This is a genomic window from Solirubrobacter soli DSM 22325 (genome assembly GCF_000423665.1).
Lineage (GTDB): Bacteria > Actinomycetota > Thermoleophilia > Solirubrobacterales > Solirubrobacteraceae > Solirubrobacter > Solirubrobacter soli.
On record NZ_KE384071.1, the window covers coordinates 560,147 to 577,158 of the forward strand.

The following is a 17,012-nucleotide window of genomic DNA, read 5'->3' on the forward strand; positions in this document are numbered from 1 at the left end:
TGGCGCACGCGTTCGGCACTCGTGCCGAGTTCGGCTCCGAGGCCGCGCTGCGGTGCACAGGCCCGTCGAGGCCATACGAAAGGAGCGGCGAACCGGGTTGGTCTCCGGATGCGTGCTGATGCGCACGGCGCATACCTTGCCGCGCTCATCGGCCAGAGCCGGGCCTACGCAGGACCGGCGACCCCGTCCGGCGTCTGGCTCCTGGCCTCGTCGGATGACGACCCGGGAGCGGGCCGCACGTCGCAACTGGCCGCGCACGAGAGTGGCCATATCGTCGAGAAGCACTATTTCCGCGTTCGTCCGTCACTGCCGGCGGTCGACCGGCAGTGACGGGATGATCGTTGGCCCGTCACCTTCGACGGGCCGATATCCGATTTGTCGGGGTCAGCTGCCTGCGTCGGCCGGCTTCTACGCAGGGTCGGTGGTGCCGGCGATCCAGGTGAGGTCGTCTCGGTGGTCGTTCAGGAGCTCCGGGAGCTTGGTCGGCATGGAGAGCCCGTGCTCCTCTGCGTCCTCGGGTCGGGCCGAGTATCCGACCTCGGCCCACCAGATCTGACCGGGCAGCAGCAACGGGTGCAGGTCGTCGTCGGGGCGCGCCTGGCGGGCGGTGACCGGGCGGCCGAGGGTGTCGCTCAGCGCGGCGGCGATCTCGGTGAAGGTCCGTCGGTCAGACGCCAACTCGATCTCGACGCCGGCGAACCGGTCCGGCGCCGCGGTCAGGACGTCCGCAACGAGGTTGCCGAGGTCGGGGGCGTGGAGCAGGGCGAGCTCCGTGCTCGGGTCGCATGCGGTGACGAGCTCGCCCGATGACGCCAGGTGGGGCCACTGGAACGTGTAGTGGTGCGGGCTGGTGAAGTTCTCGATGAAGTAGGCGGGTTTGACGATCGTGTAGGACTCAAAGCCGGCCGCTCGTACGGCGGCCTCGACGTCCTCTTTCGCGTCCCAGTACCAGTCGTCGTCCCGCGGCTTCCGGGCGACGTCCGGACGATCGCGCCACCCCGTCGAGGAGACCGTCGTCTGCACGAACTGCGCGACGCCGGCCTCGCGGGCGGCGGCGATCAGGTTGCGCGCGTGGCGGGGCTCGGTGTCTTTGGCGTCGGGCACGGCGAGTTGCACCGAGAACACGGCGTCGTGACCCTCGGCCGCCGCCCGCAGTGAGGAGGGGTCTTCCAGGTCGCCGGCGACGAGGGTGATGCCCTCGTCCTTCAGGGCGCGCGACGCTTCGGAGTCGGGATCGCGGACCAGGGCGGTCACCTGCTCCCCGCGACTGGCCAGCGCGCGGGCGACGGCGCCACCCTGCATCCCGGTGGCGCCGGTAATCAGGTACTTGCGCTTGGTGTTTGCGTTCGTCATAGCTGCTCCGAAGATCGACTGGTCACGTCATGTCGGCGGGGGCAGGACCCCTCGCGACTAAAGACAGTAACGTATCGAGTCTTAGGTGTATCTGGTTGAGAGTCACGGAAAGCGGATGCGGTACCGTCGTGCGTATGACCAGGACGACCCGCCCCGCTGGACGCCAACGTCCCAGCGGCGCCTTCGGGCCCGCCCGCGACGAAACACGCAACGCGCGCATCATCGAAGCGGTCCTGGACCTGATCGTCGAAAGCGGGTACGCGGACCTCACCATGGGCGCTGTGGCCGCGCGCGCGGAGGTCGCCAAAGCCACCGTCTACCGCCGCTGGGCCTCACGCGAGGACCTGGTCGCCGACGCCCTGGAAAGCCTCATGCTCCCCGCTCCCCCGACCGAGGCGAGGGCCGTCGGAACGCTGCGCGAGGACCTCATCGCCACGCTGACCAACACTTCCGCGTGCCTGCAGCCCGATAGGCGTCGCTTCTCGGCCGTGCTGGCCGCCGCCACCGCCTCCCACCCGCAGATCGCCGACACCCTGCGCGAGCGCTACATCGCCGGACAGCGCGAGGGAATCGTCTCCAGCCTGCACCGCGCGCAAGAGCGCGGAGAAATCACTGCGGAACGCGTTGAGCGCCTGCTGGCACCGGACAGGCTGGAGATCACCGCCGCCGTCGCGGTGCTCATCCTGCAGGAGGAGCTGCTCGGTGCGGTCCTCGACGTCGAGGGGATCGCCCGCATGGTGGACCAGGTGCTGCTGCCCCTCATTGACGGCACCCCCGCCGGCTAATCCCTCCCGGCCGGCTTCGAGTCCGCGCTCCTGCCTGCTCGGCCGGTGTAAGCCAAGATCCGGACTCGATAACGGCCCAAGTCCAGCGGCGTACTAGGCACACCCCGCGCCGGACTCGTGCCCGCCGAGATGCGGACAACAGTGACGAAAGGTCCGAATAGCCGAGCCTCTTGCGCTTGGGTCACCCACGAGCTAAAGCCTTTGCTTAAAGGATCATCGAAATTAGCGAGTTTGTGGAAAGTCGCAACGTCGGTCAGCCGCGCTAGCGGCAGGAATCCGTGGTGCGATGGCGCGGTGCCGCGGTTAGGGCTCGATGAGGTAGTCGACTTCGAGGCGGTCGGTTCGGGCGGTGATCGTGAGTCGGGAGATCGGTGTAGTGGTGGTTCGCGCGGTGCGGGAGAGCGTGAGCACCGGCGCGCCGGCGGCGATCTCGAGGCGGTCGCGTTCGTCGGCGGTGGGCAGGCGGGCGTTGATGCGTTCGTGGTAGCCGACGAGGCGACGGCCCGAGACGCGTTCGAGTTCGTCGTCGTCGACGAACCCAGCGTCGAGGAGAAGCGTGCGGGTGGCGTCGTTGAAGGCGTCGACTGGGTAGGTGGCGAGTCCGAGCGCCCACGTTTGCTGACTGGCCGCGCCGCGCAGTTCGAACGGGCAGATGATCACCGCGTCGTCGGGGTCGATGCGGAACGTGTCGGCGTCCGCGGACGTCGCGGGTCCGATGGCGGTGTCGATGATCTCGACGTCCCAGGGTTCGTCGCTGAGCAGCCGGAAGCGACTTAGCCACGGGATGCGGGGGGCGAGGACGTCGTAGCCGCGGGGATAGGCGGAGACGATCATGCCGTCGCGGGCAAGGCCGGCGAGCGCCTGGCGGATGACCGTGCGGGTTACACCGAACTCCGCGGACAGGTCGCGCTCGGCGGGGAGTCGATCGCCCGGCTGGAGCTCGCCGCCGGCGATGCGTGCCGCGAGTACGGCTCGGACATTCTTGTGCATCGGCGCGTACATGGTCTAGACCATATGGTACATTCGGTGGCGATGTGGTCTGGACCATCAGCAGCAGTAAGTGGTACGGGCGGCATGACCACGCTCGCGCCCGAGCTGCTGGTGGGTCTGGTCGAGCGCGCCGGACGGCCGGACTTCCGTGCATTCGAGGCGCAGTTGCGCTCGTCCGGCTTCTGCGTGCGGCCAGTGCGGCTGAGCGGCAGGATCGAGACCTGCGACGGGCACGGGCGGCGGCGGGTGTGGTCGACGGACGACGAGCCCGATGGCGTGTTGCGCAAGGCGTGCGGCAATCGACGTGAGGCGGTGTGCCCCTCGTGCGCGGAGCGCTACCGCCAAGACGCTTATCAGCTGATCGCCGCGGGACTAAGAGGCGGCAAGGGCATCCCGGAAACCGCGGCCGAGCACCCGGCAGTATTCGCGACGTTGACAGCGCCGAGCTTCGGTGTCGTGCATTCGCGCGCGCTCGGATCGGACGGGGAGCAGCGCCGCTGTCGTCCTCGGCGCGACGCGCCCATATGCCCACACGGCAACCCGCTGTCGTGCCACGCGGTGCATGTCGACGGCGATCCGTGTCTCGGCGAGCCGCTGTGCTCGGAGTGCTTTGACTACGCCGCCGCGGTGGTGTGGAACAACGCGCTCGGCGAGCTCTGGCGGCGGACCACGATCTACCTGCCGCGCGCGATGGCGCGGATCGCAGGCGTGACACAGGCGGCGCTCAAGCTCCAAGTGCGCCCCGCGTACGTGAAGGTCGCCGAGTTCCAAAAGCGCGGTCTGGTGCATGTGCACGTGCTCGCCAGGCTCGTCCGCGCGATGCCGGCCTATCGCTCCGACGAGGTCCACCCACCCACCGGACGCTTCGATGCCGAGTTGCTCGAGCGCGCGTTCCGCGAGGCCGTCGCCGACGTGTCCGCGCCGATCCCGGACGAGCTCGGCGGCGGGAGCATCCGCTGGGGCCAGGCCATCGACGTTCGCCAGCTACACACCGGGACCGCCCGCGGCGAGATCGCCGGCTACCTGGCCAAGTACGCGACCAAGAGCACCGAGCAGGCCGGCGGACTTCTACACCGCATCGACGCCGACGCGGTCGAGCACGCCCCTGTCCGTGAACACGTCCGCCGGTACATGCAGACCGCCTTCACGCTCGATCAGACCGCGTCAGAGCACAGGCCGCCGCCGCCGATTGAGGCGCCCGAGCCGATGATCGACGTCGAGACCGATTGGCACCCGGCCGCACTCGTCATCCGAGCGCGCCGCGAAATGGGCTCCGGCGAGCTCGTGCGGGTCCGCCTGCACGACAGCACCGTGCACACCGGCCGAATCGCACGCGTGCTCGACCTCGAGCAAGATCGGGACGCGAGTACGCTCGCGATCGAGCTGGACTCCGGCGCGGCCGTCGCCTTGGGTGACGTCGCCTCCATCGGGCCGGCCACAACGCGCCGCAGGCCCCGTGACCGACGCGACCCCCGACTCGCCGCCTGCGCGCACGCGCTCGGCTACCGAGGGCACTGCCTGACCAAGAGCCGCCGCTACTCCACAACCTTCAAAGCGCTGCGCGAGGCACGCTAAGCGTTCGTTCACGCTCAGATCCTCGCCCGCTCCCACGACGCCACCCAGCGCGCGATCGCCAGCGCGGACACCGAGCAGCGGACCGCGTCCTTCGAATGCGTCGGCGTCGGGCATCTCACAGCAGCGGATGCGTACTTAGCCGCTTCGGCGGCCGCGCGAGCGCGTGAGGAGCGCGCCACGGCACGTTTGGTGCGGGCGATGGAGTTCGAGTCGGGAGGTTCAAGGTGAGCGGGAAGGTCACGACAGGCGGCTCTGCCCAGACAGCTGGGCAGGCGATCGCGGCGATCATCGCCGGTGACGAGAGCGGGCTGCGGCAGCTGGCGGAGCTCCTGGCGCCGTACCTGCCCTCTGCGGAGCTGGAGTCGGACGGGTGGATGAGTACGCGCGAGGCATCGGAGTACGCGGGCACGACGACGCACTCGCTGCACCGGGCGATGGCGGCACGCGAGATCGAGTTCGAGCAGGAAGTACGCGGCGGGAGAGCGTGGTTCCGGCGGGAATACATCGACGCGTGGCGGCGCGGTGAGCGGCCTGGCAGGCGGGCGGCATGAGCGGCACTCCGCGGCCGCCCCAGCCGTGGCCGGTGGATGGGTCGGGCCGTCCGAAGCGGCGTGTCGGTGTGCCCGGCAGTCGCGGCGTCTACTGGCGTGCCGATGGCCTGTTCGAGGTCGGCTATCGCGATGCCGATGGTCGGCAACGGTGGCGCGGACCGTTTGAGACGTTGACGTCGGCGCGGCTCGCCCGTGACGACGCGCGAGTCAAGGCTCGTGGCGGCGAGCGGGAGTCGGCGAATCCGCGGCTCAAGTTCGGTGAGGCGGCAGACCGCTGGTTGTCCGAGCAAGTCGTCGAGCTTCGGCCGGCGACGCGCGCGAGCTACACGAGTTACCTGCAAAACCATCTGCGGCCGCGCTGGGGCAACCGGCGCATGGACGCCATCGATGTCACCGATGCTGCGCGCATGGTGCGCGAGCTGCGCGCGGCCGGGCTGGCGGAGTGGACGATCTCAGGCATCTGCCGCGCGGCGAGTCGAGTCTTCAAGTTCGCTCGCAGGCACTGCTCGTGGCGCGGGGACAATCCTTTCGCCGAGTTGGAAACCGGTGAGCGGCCAAGACCGAGCACGACGCCGGAGCGGCGAATCTACGTCGGCGGCGAGCTGGCCCAAGTGCTCGCCGCGGCGACGGAGCCGTGGCGGACGTTGTTCAGGCTCGCGAGCGTGGTGGGCGGTCGCGAGAGCGAGTTGCTCGGGCTGTGGTGGGAAGACTTCGAGCTCGGCGCGCTAGACCGAGCGACGATTCGCTTCTCCCATCAGGTAGGTCGCGACGGCAAGCGGGTGGCGCTGAAGACCGAGGAGAGCAAGGCGACGTTGCCTCTCCCCCGCTCGACGGCGTTGATGCTGCTCGAGCACAAGGCGCGCACGCCGGCGCCGATCTCGCCGAGGTCGTACGTCTTCAGCACGCGGATCGGCCGCCCGATCCACCAGCGCAACGTGCTGCGCGCGCTCTACCGCGCCCAGGAGCGCGCCCGCACGCCGGACGGGCAACCAACGTTCCCGGAGCTCTTCCAGACCGACCGGCGTGGCCACCTGGTCTTTGACGCCGACGGCGACTACGTCCCACGCGAGGTGAAGCGCCGCGAGCTGCACCTACCGGACTTCCACGCGCTCCGGGACGGCGCCGCGATGGACTGCGATGACGCCGAGGAGGCGCGCGACCTGCTGCGGCACAAGAATTCCAACGTCACCCGTGCCATCTACCGCGCACACTTCGGCGATCGCCGGCGTGAGCTGCTGCGCGCGCGTATGGAAACACGCATGGAAACATCGGCCGTCGGCGATGAACCTGACGGAACTGGCGCGAGCGCGCAGCAGAGCGGAATCAAGGGGGCGGCATGACCACGAAATCGGCTCGCGCGGGCTTCACACGCGAGAGGTCGCAGGTTCGAAACCCGCCGCGCCCATCACTTCCGGGGGTGGCAAGGAAAACTTGACTCAGAGGACGGTTTTCCTGCCCACCCCCCGTGCAGCGGCACTCACGTGCAGGGTTCTGTATCGAGGCCCTTCACCAGCTGCAGCTTCCCCGACGCGGGGCGCGGGAGCGCCGTCCGACGCTCGATCTCGACCACCGGCTCAGGCACGCCGAGCTCGAGCAGCCGGGACGTGAGCGCCGCGCGCAGGCGGTCCTGGATCTCGCCGCGCGAGACGACGAGCACGCGCACGGCGGCGGCGCCGGTCTGCTCGATCTGGAACTCGATCACGTCGCGGTCGCGCGCGATGACGCCGAACTGCAGCGGGAGCACGCGGATGCCGGCGAGTGTGAGGACGTCGTCGCTGCGTCCGGCGATCGACGCGATACGACGGAGCGTGCGACCGCAGGCGCAGGGCTCGGGCACGATGGTCACCGAGTCGGCGATCGCGAGCCTGATCAGCGGCTGCGTGAAGTTGGAGAGGTTGGTGACGAGCAGTTGTGCGCCGGTCCGGCCGTCGGGCACGGATCGGCCGCGTTCGTCGACGTTCTCGACGAGCGTCATGTCCTCGAACAGGTGGATGCCCGCGTGTTCGGCGCAGTCGGCGCCCCACAGGCCTTCAGTCGTCGCGTAGAGGTTGAACGGGCGCACGCCGAACGCCTGCTCGATCCGGTCCGCGGTCTCGGGGGTCAGCAGCTCGCTGCTCGTGGAGACGAGCTCGGGTGTGATCCGCAGGCGGCCCGCGCGCTGCTCCTCGGCCAGCAGAGCTGCCATCGACGGGAACGCGTTCAGCGACTGCGGCTGGAACTGGTTCAGGCGCGCGACCAGCTCATCGATCGGCATCGTCACCGGCACGCGCAGCACACGGTGAACACCGACCGACAGCGACTGCGCGACGCGACGGCTCATGTGCGTGCCGGCGGGGCTCACGACGGCCGCGATCCGCAGCCGGCGCGGGAGGCGCGGGCGGATGCCGGCGAGCGCGTTGAAACGCAAGAACTGCGCCAGGATCGCGACCCATTCGGGACGGTCGTAGACGAACAGGCCCTTGCGTCCTGACGAGCCGCTCGTCGTCATCGCGCGGTAACGGCCGAGGTACAGCTCATCTCCGTCGATGCCTTCGACGTGCGCAAGGAGCGCGTCGCGGCGAAGTCGGGGGTCGGTGACGATCTCGTCGAATCGCTCCATCATCGTCGCCTTCTCGAGCGGCTCGCCGCTCCAGTCGCGATAGAACGGCGAGTGGGCGCGGGCGTGCTGTACGAGCGCGTCGAAACGGTCGCGCTGGAAGCCTTCCAGCCGCTCGCGGGTCCAGCGCTCACGAGCCGCAAGCTCGCGGGAGCGCCGCGCGGCGACGGCGAAGTCAGCCACTCGGGTCATCGCGCATCTCCTCCAGGAACAACCGCCCCATCCGCGCGCCCAGCTGTTCGTCCACCACGTCAGGCTGGGTCAGCCGCTCGAGGGCGAGCCCGAGTTGCATCGCGTACCCGGCGACGGCCAACCGCCGTGCGTCGGAGCGGCCCGTGTGGCGTTCGAGGGCCTCGACCAGCGGCGCCTGCGCGCGTGCGTGGAGCTCGGCGAAGCGCTCCCGCAGCGCCGGCCGGCGGATCACGTGCGCCCAGAACTCGAAGAACGCCGCCAGCCAGCCGTCCTCCGCCGTGCCGCGCCGCCGCGCGGTCGCGAGCGCGATCGCGTCCAGGCCCGCGAGCACGTCGCCCGTCTCCACGAGTGTGCGCTTCATCTCGATCACCCGCTGCGCGACACGACGTTCGTAGACGGCGAAGAAGACGTCCTCCTTGGCGGCGAAGTTCGAGTACACCGCGCCCTTCGTGAAGCCCGCCGCGGCGGCGATGTCACCCACCGAGCTGGCATGGAACCCGCGCTCGACGAACAACCGCTCCGCCGCCGCGATCACCCGCTCGCGCGTCTGCTCCTGCTGCTCGATCCGCGTGAGGCGAACTGACATACCGTTGGAATTCTAATACCACCGGTATGCGAATGCAAGCCGACCGGCGCGTTTGCCCGTACGATCGGTCGCGTGTTCATTCGCCAGCTCGAGTACTTGGCGGCGCTCGATCGTGAGCGGCATTTCGGCCGCGCCTCGGTGGCCTGTCAGGTGTCGCAGCCGACGCTTTCGGCGGGCATCCGGAGCCTCGAGCGCGAGCTCGGCATCCCACTCGTGCGCCGCGGCCACGCGTTCGACGGTCTGACGCCTGAAGGCGAGCGGGTGCTCGGCTGGGCCCAGCGCACGCTGGCGGACCTCGAAAGTCTGCGCCAGGAGGCCAGTCGCCTGCGTGGCGGTCTTGAGGGAGTGCTGCGGCTGGGTGCCATCCCGACGTCCTTGCCGCTGTCTCCGCGTGTGACGGCGCGGCTGCGCGAGCGCCATCCACGCATGCGGGTCCGGCTCACCTCGATGACGTCGCGGCAGATCGCCCACGGGCTCGCGCACGGCGAGATCGACGCCGGCATGACGTACCTGGACAACGAGCCGCTCACACACGTGGACACGTTGCCGCTGTGGCGCGAGCACTATCTGCTCGTCATTCCGGCCGAGAGCGAGTTCGGCGCCGACAAGAGCGTTCCCTGGCGCACCGCGGCCGAGCTTCCGCTGTGTCTGCTCACGCCCGACATGCAGCACCGGCGAATCGTCGACGACGCGTTCGCGGTGGCGGGTGCCGTCCCGGAGCCGGCGGTCGAGACGAACTCGGTCTCGACGCTCATCGCGCATGCGCGCACGGGCTTGCCCGGCGTCACGGCGCACACTTGGCTCGACGCGAACCCGCTCCCCGACGATCTGCGCGCGATTCCGCTGACAGACCCCGCGGTCGAGCACACGATCGGGCTCGTCGTGTCCAACACCGTGGAGCGCACTCCGGTGATCGCGGAGCTGTTGTCGATGTTCGAGCCGCTCGAACTCGGGGCAACGTCACTCGACCGCTGACCCCGTCAGGCGATCCGCCGTCCGCTCTCCGCGGTCGAGTACCCGCCCATCGCTTCGACCTGCGCGCGGAAGTCGTCGTGGCGCATGAGATCGAGGAGCGGGGCCACCGCGGGCTCGCCCGGGCGCATCACGAGGTCGAACGGCTCGCGCGCGACTGGGACGAAGTCCAGGCCGAACGCGCGCGCGGCGGCCTTCACGCCGAGGCCGGCGTCAGCGCGGCCGGCGGCGATTGCGGCGGCGACGGCGAGGTGCGTCGGCTCTTCGCGCTCGTAGCCGGCGATGGACGACGGGTCCAGGCCGATCAGCTTGAGTTGGTGATCGAGCAGCACGCGGGTGCCGGCACCGCGCTGGCGGTTGACGTAGCGCAGGCGCGCAAGATCCTCGAGACCTTCGATTCCGAGCGGGTTGCCCGCGGCCACGATCAGCCCCTGCTCGCGGTGGACGAGGCGGACGACCTCGACGGCCTGGCCGGGCAGCACGCGTTCGATCCACGGCAGCGTGTACTCGCCGCTGTCGGGATCGAGCAGGTGGCAGCCGGAGAAGTGGCAGAGGCCGTCGCGCAGGGCGACGAGGCCGCTGAGCGAGCCGACGGGACCACTGACGAGCGTCTGCAGGGGATCGCGGGCACGCAACAGCGAGGCGGCGAGGTCGAGGACGGGATCGTGTGAGCCGATGGCGACGATCGTGCGCTCGACCGCGTCGAGGTCGCGCAGCAGCCGCACCTCGACCTCGGCGCCCGCGTCGTGGCCCTCGACCGCGGCGGGCACGACCAACAGCCCGTCGGCGCGCACCAGCGAGGTGAGCACGCCCGCGCCGCGCCGGAGTGGCGCCGCGACCAGTCCGCCGCCCACGCGGCCGAGCCGCACGCGGATCCAGTCGTCGGAACCGAGCGATGAAGCGAGCCGGCGGGCGAGCCGCGCCTGCGCGCGCGGGCGTTGCACCGGAGCCGCGCCCTCGAGCGCGGCCAGCAGCGGGAGGGCGAAGATCTCGAAGGTCAGCGCGGCCGAGACCGGGTACCCGGGAGCACCCAGCACCGGAGTGCCGTCGACGGTCCCGAGCACGACCGGGTGGCCGGGTTTGACCGCGACGCCGTGCACCAGGAGCGTTCCCTCGCGCGCGACGACGTCCGCCGTGTAGTCGTCGCGGCCGGCGCTGGAGCCGGCGATCACGATCACGAGATCGGCATGCGACGCGGCGTCCGCGACCGCGGCCCCGATCCGCGCGGGATCGTCCGGGAGCACGGGCAGTGACTCCACGGTGCAGCCGATCTCGCGCGCCTGCGCGGCGAGCATCAGCGAGTTGGTGTCGACGAGCTCGCCGGGGGCGGGGTCGGAGCCGAGCGGGCGCACCTCGTCGCCCGTGGGGATCACGATGACGTGCGGTGCTCGCCGGACGGTCAGCGTGGTGTGGCCGCAGGCGCCGGCGGCGGCGAGGTCGACGGGGCGGAGCCGGTGGCCTTCGGGCAGGAGGAGCTCGGTCGCGGCGACGTCCTCGCCGATCGTGCGCACGTGCTGCCACGGAGCCGCGGCGGCCTGAACCTCGGGTACGCCGTCGCGCCAGTGCACCTGCTCGCGCATGATCACGGCATCGCACCCCTCAGGCAGCGCGTCGCCGGTGTCGACGACCGCGAACTCCGGGATCGGGCGCGGGGTGGTCTCGGTCGCCCCGAAGGTGTCGGCGGCGCGCACGGCGATCCCGTCCATCGCGGAGGCGTCGTAGGCGGGCGAGGAGCGAAGCGCCCAGATCGGGGCGGCCGTCACGCGGCCGAGTGCGTCGGCGAGCTCGAGCTCGACGGCTTCGACGCGAGCCGGGACGACGGCGAGCCAGGTCGCCAGCGCCTCGTCGGCGGGGATGTCTGAGAGAAACGGCGCGCTCATCCGTAGAGCTCGACGTCGACCTCGGTCCCCGCGCCCAGCCCCGTGGCGGCCTCGGGCACGCGGAAGAAGCCGTCGGCGTGCACGATCGGGCCGAGCAAGGCGGAGGAGCCGAAACGCGGCGTGGCGACGCCGTCACGCACGCTCGCCTGCACGACGTCGAGCCGTCCTGCGGCGCTCGGGACATCGCGCGCGAGCGTCGCGCGCACGACCGCGGCCGGTGGCGGCGCGGTGATGCCCGCGACGGTGCGCACGAGCGGGACGCCGACCAGACGAAAGACGACCAGAGCCGAGCGCGGGTTCCCAGGTAGACCGATCAGCGGCACGCCGGCGCAGTCGGCCAGCAGCGTCGGCTTGCCGGGCTTGAGCGCGAGCCCGTGGCAGACGATCTCCCCGAGTCGCCCGGCCACGGTCGCCGTCAGGTCACGAGCTCCGACGGAGGAGCCGGCCGAGACGACGACGACGTCGTCCTGGGCGACGCTCTGGCCCAAAGCCTGCTCGAGGGCATTCGCGTCGTCCGGCACGATCCCGCGCAGGACCGGCTCGCCACCGGCCTCGCGGACGAGCCCCGCCAAGGCAGGCGCGCAGGCGTCGCGGACCTGGCCGGCGGCGAGCGTCCGCGTGCTCGCCGGAACGACCTCGTCGCCGGTCGAGACGATCCCGACCCGCGGACGGACGTGCGCGGACAGCGATGTGACACCGGCCGCCGCCAGCAGGCCGAGGTCGGCGGCGCGCAGTGGCCGGCCGGCCGGCGCGAGGATCGCGCCCGGCTCCGCCTCTTCGCCCGGCTGCAGGACGCCGTCGCCGGGAGCCACGCCGCGCATCAACTCGACATGCCCGGGCATCGGCTCGGTCGTGTGTTCGACCATCACGACGGCATCGGCCCCGCGAGGGATCAGCCCGCCGGTCGGGATCGCCATCGCCGTGCCCGGGGTGACCTCGCCGTCAGGGGCGCGGCCCATCGTGACCGCGCCGGTGAGCTCGAGGAACGCCGGCAGGGTCTCGGCGGCCGCGTAGGTGTCGGCGGCGCGGACGGCGTAGCCGTCGACGGTCGCCCTCGCCCAGCCTGGCAACCGCTCGCCAGAAAGCACGTCGGTCGCGGGCACGACGCCGAGCGCCGGCGGCACCGAGGCGATCGCGCTGCGCCGGGTGGGCGCCAGCGCACCAAGCGCCTCGGAGATCGTCATGACGGTCAGGAACATCGCTCAGACGCGCTCGCGCTGCATCCGCAGCACGGACATCACGGGCCCCAGCGCGACCTGCCCGAGACCGCAGATGGAGGTCAACCGCATGGTCTCCTCCAACTCGTCGACGCGCTCGTCGACGTCGGACGCGCCGCCGCCGCGTTCGAGCACCTCGACGAGGATCTTCTGGGCCTTGTGCGAGCCGACGCGGCACGGCACGCACTTGCCGCAGGACTCGTTGCGGAAGAAGTTCAGGACGTTGGTGGCCGCCGCCAGCAGGTCGGTCCCGTCGGCGATCACGACCATCGCGCCGGTCCCGAGCGCCGAGCCGGCCTCGGCGATCGCATCGAACGTCAGCGGCAGGTCGACGCAGTCGGGCCCGAGGAAGTTCGTCGACGCCCCGCCGGGCTGCACCGCGGCGACCGCCGCGCCGTCCCGGACGCCGCCGGCGAGCGCGATCACGTCGGAGATCAGCGTGCCGGCGGGCACGCAGAACACGCCGGGCTGCTCGACGTGACCCGAGACCGAGAAGAACTTCAGCCCGACGCCACCGTTGACGCCCTGGTCCTTCCACCACTGCGCCCCGCGCGCGAGGATGATCGGGACGGAGGCGAACGTCTCGACGTTGTTCATCAGCGTCGGCCGGCCGTGGAGCCCGTAGCCGCCCGGGAACGGCGGCTTGTTGCGCGGCTCGCCGCGGTGGCCCTCCATGCACTCCAGCAGCGCCGTCTCCTCGCCCAGGATGTAGCCGCCCGGCGAGGTGAACACGTCGATCGAGACGTCCTCGAGCAGGCCCGCGGCGCGGGCGCGTTCGATCTCCTCGCGCAGGACCTGCTCCTCCGGCTCGTACTCGTGGCGCACGAACACCCACGCCTGCTGGGCGCCGACCGCGCGCATCGCGATCAGCATCCCTTCGATCACGAGGTGAGGCTGCTCGGCGAGGATCTGGCGGTCCTTGAACGTGCCGGGCTCGGCCTCGTCCGCGTTGCAGATCACGTACTTGATCGAGTCCTCTTGGCCGCGGACCATCGCCCACTTGCGGCCGGTGGGGAACCCCGCGCCGCCCATGCCCTTCAGGCCGGCGTCGTCGAGCACGGGTACCGGATCGCCCGCGAACTCGCGATAGGTCCGGTAGTGGTCGGCGGCGTCGGCGTACGGGTCGTTCGCGCGCCGGCCGGCGCCACGCCGCACCTCCGGATACCGCTCCTCGACGATCGCGACCGGCGCCTGGTCGCAGCGTCCGACGCAGGACACTTCATGGACCGTCGCGCCGTCCGGGATCTCGACGTGCGCGCGAGAGAGCCAGCACGACAGATCGCGGCACACGGCGACCTCCAACGGCTCGGCCGGGGAGGTGCGGAAGTGCGGGTAGAACGAGATGATCCCCTCGATCTCGTAGAGCGGGCGACGCCAGTCGCGAGCCAGCGCCACGAGCTGCTCGCGCGGCAGCCAGCCATGCTCGCGCTGGATCGCCGTCAGCGGCGGGATCAGCGACGGGCCTGCGAACTTCCCCGCGCGCGCCTCGACGCCGGGCACGCTCACGCGACACGCTCCACGCGGACGGCGCAGAACTTGAACTCGGGGATCTTCCCGAACGGATCGATCTCGTCGATCGTGAGCAGGTTCGCGGCCGCCTCGCGGAAGTGGAACGGGATGAAGCACGAACCCGGCGTCTCCCGGTGTGAGACCGTCGCGGCGAGCTCGATGGAGCCGCGGCGCGATGTCACGCGGACGAAGTCGCCCTCGGCGATCCCCATGCGGGCGGCGTCGGCCTCCGAGATGAACACCATCGCGGCCGGTTGGATCGCGTCGAGTGCGAACGAGCGGCGGGTCATCGAGCCGGTGTGCCAGTGCTCGAGAAGCCGGCCCGTGTTGAGGACGAACGGGTACTCCTCGCTCGGCAGCTCGCGCGCCGGCATCCATTCGGCAGGGACGAGGTGCGCCTTGCCGTCGTCGGTCGCGAACGACTCGTCGAAGAGCACGACGGTCCCGTCGGAATGCTCGGGATCGGCGTTGGGATAGAGCTTGCCGGTCGGGCCCAGGTTCTCGTACCGCAGGCCGCTGTAGGCGGGCGAGAGCGCGACCATCTCGTCGAAGACCTCGCTGACGGACTCGTACTCCATCGGCATCCCGATCCGGGCGGAGATCTCGCGGATGATCATCCAGTCCTCGCGCGCCTCACCCGGCGGGTCGAGCACCTTGCGGCCGATCTGCACCCGCCGGTCGGTGTTCGTGTACGTCCCGTCCTTTTCGAGGAACGAGGTTGCCGGCAGCACGACGTCCGCGAACTCCGCGGTCTCGGTGAGGAAGATGTCCTGCACGACCAGGAACTCGAGCGCCGCCAGCGCCTTGCGGACCTTGTTGATGTTCGGGTCCGACAGGAACGGGTTCTCGCCCATCATGTACATGCCGCGCACGCCGCCCTTGAGCGCGCTGCCGACGATCTCGGTGACGGTCAGGCCGGGCGTGGCGTCGAGCGGCCGGCCCCACGCGGCCTGGAACTTCTCGTGCGCGGAGGCGTTGTCGACGCGCTGGTAGTCCGGGAACATCATCGGGATCAGTCCTGCGTCCGACGCGCCCTGGACGTTGTTCTGACCGCGGAGCGGGTGCAGGCCGGTGCCGGGCTTGCCGACGTGGCCGGTGATCGCGCACATCGCGATCAGGCAGCGCGAGTTGTCTGTGCCGGTGGTGTGCTGGGAGATCCCCATGCCCCAGTAGATGACGCCCGCGCCGGCCTCGCCCCAGAGCCGTGCGACCTCGGTGATCGTCGCGGCGTCGATGCCGCAGATCTGCGCGGCGCGCTCGGGCGGGTACTGCTTGACGAGCTTGGCCAGCTCGCCGTAGTTGGTGACGCGCGCCCGCACGAACTCCTGGTCGACCAGGCCCAGCCGGATGACCTCGTGCAGGACGCCGTTGTAGAAGGCGACGTCGGTGCCGGGCTTGATCTGGCAGTAGATGTCGGCGTGATCGGCGACCCGTTCGCGGCGTGGGTCGACGACGATCAGCTTGGTGCCGCGGCGGCGCGCCTGCTTGAAGAACGACGACGCGACGGGATGGTTGGCGGTCGTGTTGGTGCCGGCGAGGATCGCGACGTCGGCGTTGATGATGTCGCCGTAGGTCGTCGAGACGGCGCCGGACCCGACGCCTTCCAGCAGCGCGGCGACGCTCGACGCGTGGCACAGGCGCGTGCAGTGATCGACGTTGTTGGTGCCGAAGCCGGCGCGGATCAGCTTCTGGAAGAGGTAGGCCTCCTCGTTGGAGCACTTGGCCGAGCCGAAGCCGGCGATCGCGCCTGACCCGTCGCGATCGTGGATCTCCTTGAGCTTGGAGGCAGCGAGGTCGAGCGCTTCCTCCCAGCTCGCCTCGCGGAAGTGCGGCATGACCTCGTCGTAGTCGACGATGCCGCCCGGTCGCTTGCGGCCGCGGCCGTTGCCCTTGACGTCGTGGGAGAGCGCGGCCTTGGGGTAGCTGATCCGGATCAGCGGCGTGGTCAGGCGCTGCTTGGACGCGGCGTAGTCCCAGCCGTAGCGGCCCTTGACGCACAGCCGGCTCTTGTTGCCGGGCTGCTCGCGTCCGTCGGCATAGGCGATCGCGCCTCGTTCGGCGTCGACGTGGTAGGTCAGCGCGCAGCCGACGCCGCAGTACGGACAGACCGTGTCGACGGACTTCAGCTGCTCGCGCGGGCGGATCGGGACGTTGTGGATCGGCTTGTTGACGAGCGCGCCGGTCGGGCAGGCGGCCACGCACTCGCCGCACGTCACGCAGGTCGACTCGCCCATCGGGTCGTTGAGGTCGAATGCGATGTGCGTCTCGTAGCCCTTGCCGGTGCGGCCGATCACGTCGTTGCCCTGGATGTCGTCGCAGGCCCGCACGCAGCGGTCGCAGAGGATGCAGGCGTCGTGGTTGACGCTGATCACCGGGTTGGAGTCGTCCAGGCCGCGCCCGCGCGCCTGCGGCAGCCGCTCGGCGTGGCCGACGTCGTAGCGCCGGGCCAGCTCGAGCAGGAGGTTGTCGCCGGTCGTCGTCTCCTTGGGGTCCTCGTCGGGCTGATCGGCCACCAGCAGCTCGGTCAGAACCGCGCGCTGCTTCTCGACCTTCGCGCTCGCCGTGGTGACCTCCATGCCGTCCTCGCACGGGCGCACGCACGCGGCGGCCAGCACCCGTCCCCCGACGTCGACGGCACACATCCGGCACACCCCGACCGGGTCGTATCGCTCGTCGTGGCACAGGACGGGGATGTCGATCCCGGCTCCCTTGGCGGCGGTGTAGATCGTCGTCCCGCTCGCGACGGTCACCTCGACGCCGTCGATCGTGCACGTGACGGTCGGCGCATCGGTCTTCGGAGGCACGC

The 17,012-nt window shown here is 70.6% G+C and carries 14 protein-coding genes; 6 read left to right on the plus strand and 8 right to left on the minus strand.

Features of this window, described 5'->3' with window-relative positions; genetic code table 11:
• Window positions 1–108: 108 nt before the first annotated feature.
• A complete protein-coding gene (locus tag G569_RS63375; protein ID WP_028067339.1) occupies window positions 109–330 on the plus strand; it encodes a hypothetical protein in 222 nt (73 codons plus the stop codon).
• A gap of 78 nt (window positions 331–408) precedes the next feature.
• Here G569_RS63375 and G569_RS55230 read toward each other — a convergent pair whose 3' ends face one another.
• Window positions 409–1,353 carry an NmrA/HSCARG family protein gene (locus G569_RS55230; RefSeq protein WP_053227641.1) on the minus strand — a complete coding sequence of 315 codons (945 nt, stop codon included), beginning with the start codon at window positions 1,351–1,353 and terminating at the stop codon, window positions 409–411.
• Window positions 1,354–1,487: 134 nt separating this feature from the next.
• Between G569_RS55230 and G569_RS59970 the strand changes: the two genes are divergently transcribed.
• Window positions 1,488–2,138 carry a TetR/AcrR family transcriptional regulator gene (locus G569_RS59970; RefSeq protein WP_053227642.1) on the plus strand — a complete coding sequence of 217 codons (651 nt, stop codon included), beginning with the start codon at window positions 1,488–1,490 and terminating at the stop codon, window positions 2,136–2,138.
• Between the two features lie 303 nt (window positions 2,139–2,441).
• Here the strand turns inward: G569_RS59970 and G569_RS0138490 are convergent, their stop codons facing one another.
• Window positions 2,442–3,128 carry a GntR family transcriptional regulator gene (locus tag G569_RS0138490; protein ID WP_169542344.1) on the minus strand — a complete coding sequence of 229 codons (687 nt, stop codon included), beginning with the start codon at window positions 3,126–3,128 and terminating at the stop codon, window positions 2,442–2,444.
• Between G569_RS0138490 and G569_RS55240 the strand changes: the two genes are divergently transcribed.
• From G569_RS55240 to G569_RS0138505, 3 genes are all read left to right on the plus strand, one after another.
• Window positions 3,123–4,703 (plus strand): replication initiator, encoded by a 1,581-nt coding sequence (locus G569_RS55240; RefSeq protein WP_157592598.1) that lies wholly within the window; start codon window positions 3,123–3,125, stop codon window positions 4,701–4,703. The genes G569_RS0138490 and G569_RS55240 overlap by 6 nt on opposite strands.
• A 224-nt stretch (window positions 4,704–4,927) precedes the next feature.
• The gene (locus G569_RS0138500; RefSeq protein ID WP_028067341.1) at window positions 4,928–5,254 is read left to right on the plus strand and encodes a hypothetical protein; all 327 of its coding nucleotides are present in this window, start codon (window positions 4,928–4,930) and stop codon (window positions 5,252–5,254) included.
• Window positions 5,251–6,594 carry a tyrosine-type recombinase/integrase gene (locus G569_RS0138505; RefSeq protein WP_084286191.1) on the plus strand — a complete coding sequence of 448 codons (1,344 nt, stop codon included), beginning with the start codon at window positions 5,251–5,253 and terminating at the stop codon, window positions 6,592–6,594. The genes G569_RS0138500 and G569_RS0138505 overlap by 4 nt, the downstream gene beginning before the upstream one ends.
• A 137-nt stretch (window positions 6,595–6,731) precedes the next feature.
• On the opposite strand, the gene G569_RS0138510 is transcribed toward G569_RS0138505, so the two are convergent.
• Window positions 6,732–8,042: a phenylacetate--CoA ligase family protein gene (locus tag G569_RS0138510; RefSeq protein WP_157592599.1), complete on the minus strand. Its 1,311-nt coding sequence runs from the start codon at window positions 8,040–8,042 to the stop codon at window positions 6,732–6,734.
• On the minus strand, window positions 8,026–8,628 hold the full coding sequence (locus tag G569_RS0138515; protein WP_028067344.1) for a TetR/AcrR family transcriptional regulator: 603 nt from the start codon (window positions 8,626–8,628) through the stop codon (window positions 8,026–8,028). Before G569_RS0138515 ends, G569_RS0138510 begins: the two co-directional genes overlap by 17 nt.
• 72 nt (window positions 8,629–8,700) lie before the next feature.
• Here G569_RS0138515 and G569_RS0138520 point away from each other — a divergent pair, with 72 nt between their 5' ends.
• Complete coding sequence (locus tag G569_RS0138520; RefSeq protein WP_028067345.1) at window positions 8,701–9,603, plus strand: LysR family transcriptional regulator; 903 nt, start codon at window positions 8,701–8,703, stop codon at window positions 9,601–9,603.
• 5 nt (window positions 9,604–9,608) lie between these two features.
• Here G569_RS0138520 and G569_RS0138525 read toward each other — a convergent pair whose 3' ends face one another.
• Genes G569_RS0138525 through fdhF form a run of 4 tightly spaced genes read right to left on the minus strand, consistent with a single transcriptional unit; the run spans window position 9,609 to window position 17,010 of the window.
• On the minus strand, window positions 9,609–11,480 hold the full coding sequence (locus G569_RS0138525) for a molybdopterin biosynthesis protein (RefSeq protein WP_028067346.1): 1,872 nt from the start codon (window positions 11,478–11,480) through the stop codon (window positions 9,609–9,611).
• The gene (locus G569_RS0138530; RefSeq protein ID WP_028067347.1) at window positions 11,477–12,679 is read right to left on the minus strand and encodes a molybdopterin-binding protein; all 1,203 of its coding nucleotides are present in this window, start codon (window positions 12,677–12,679) and stop codon (window positions 11,477–11,479) included. The genes G569_RS0138525 and G569_RS0138530 overlap by 4 nt, the downstream gene beginning before the upstream one ends.
• Window positions 12,680–12,682: 3 nt before the next feature.
• Window positions 12,683–14,203: an NADH-ubiquinone oxidoreductase-F iron-sulfur binding region domain-containing protein gene (locus G569_RS0138535; RefSeq protein ID WP_037501915.1), complete on the minus strand. Its 1,521-nt coding sequence runs from the start codon at window positions 14,201–14,203 to the stop codon at window positions 12,683–12,685.
• The gene (gene fdhF / locus G569_RS0138540) at window positions 14,200–17,010 is read right to left on the minus strand and encodes a formate dehydrogenase subunit alpha (protein ID WP_211233196.1); all 2,811 of its coding nucleotides are present in this window, start codon (window positions 17,008–17,010) and stop codon (window positions 14,200–14,202) included. Before fdhF ends, G569_RS0138535 begins: the two co-directional genes overlap by 4 nt.
• Between the last annotated feature and the right edge of the window lie 2 nt (window positions 17,011–17,012).

Coding starts and splice junctions, on each gene's coding strand:
- G569_RS55230 (WP_053227641.1), bottom strand. CDS start 1,353: ATGACGAACGCAAACACCAAGCGCAAGTACCTGATTACCGGCGCCACC.
- G569_RS0138505 (WP_084286191.1), top strand. CDS start 5,251: ATGAGCGGCACTCCGCGGCCGCCCCAGCCGTGGCCGGTGGATGGGTCG.
- G569_RS0138525 (WP_028067346.1), bottom strand. CDS start 11,480: ATGAGCGCGCCGTTTCTCTCAGACATCCCCGCCGACGAGGCGCTGGCG.
- G569_RS0138515 (WP_028067344.1), bottom strand. CDS start 8,628: ATGTCAGTTCGCCTCACGCGGATCGAGCAGCAGGAGCAGACGCGCGAG.
- G569_RS0138490 (WP_169542344.1), bottom strand. CDS start 3,128: ATGCACAAGAATGTCCGAGCCGTACTCGCGGCACGCATCGCCGGCGGC.
- G569_RS0138510 (WP_157592599.1), bottom strand. CDS start 8,042: ATGACCCGAGTGGCTGACTTCGCCGTCGCCGCGCGGCGCTCCCGCGAG.
- G569_RS0138530 (WP_028067347.1), bottom strand. CDS start 12,679: ATGTTCCTGACCGTCATGACGATCTCCGAGGCGCTTGGTGCGCTGGCG.
- G569_RS59970 (WP_053227642.1), top strand. CDS start 1,488: ATGACCAGGACGACCCGCCCCGCTGGACGCCAACGTCCCAGCGGCGCC.
- G569_RS63375 (WP_028067339.1), top strand. CDS start 109: ATGCGTGCTGATGCGCACGGCGCATACCTTGCCGCGCTCATCGGCCAG.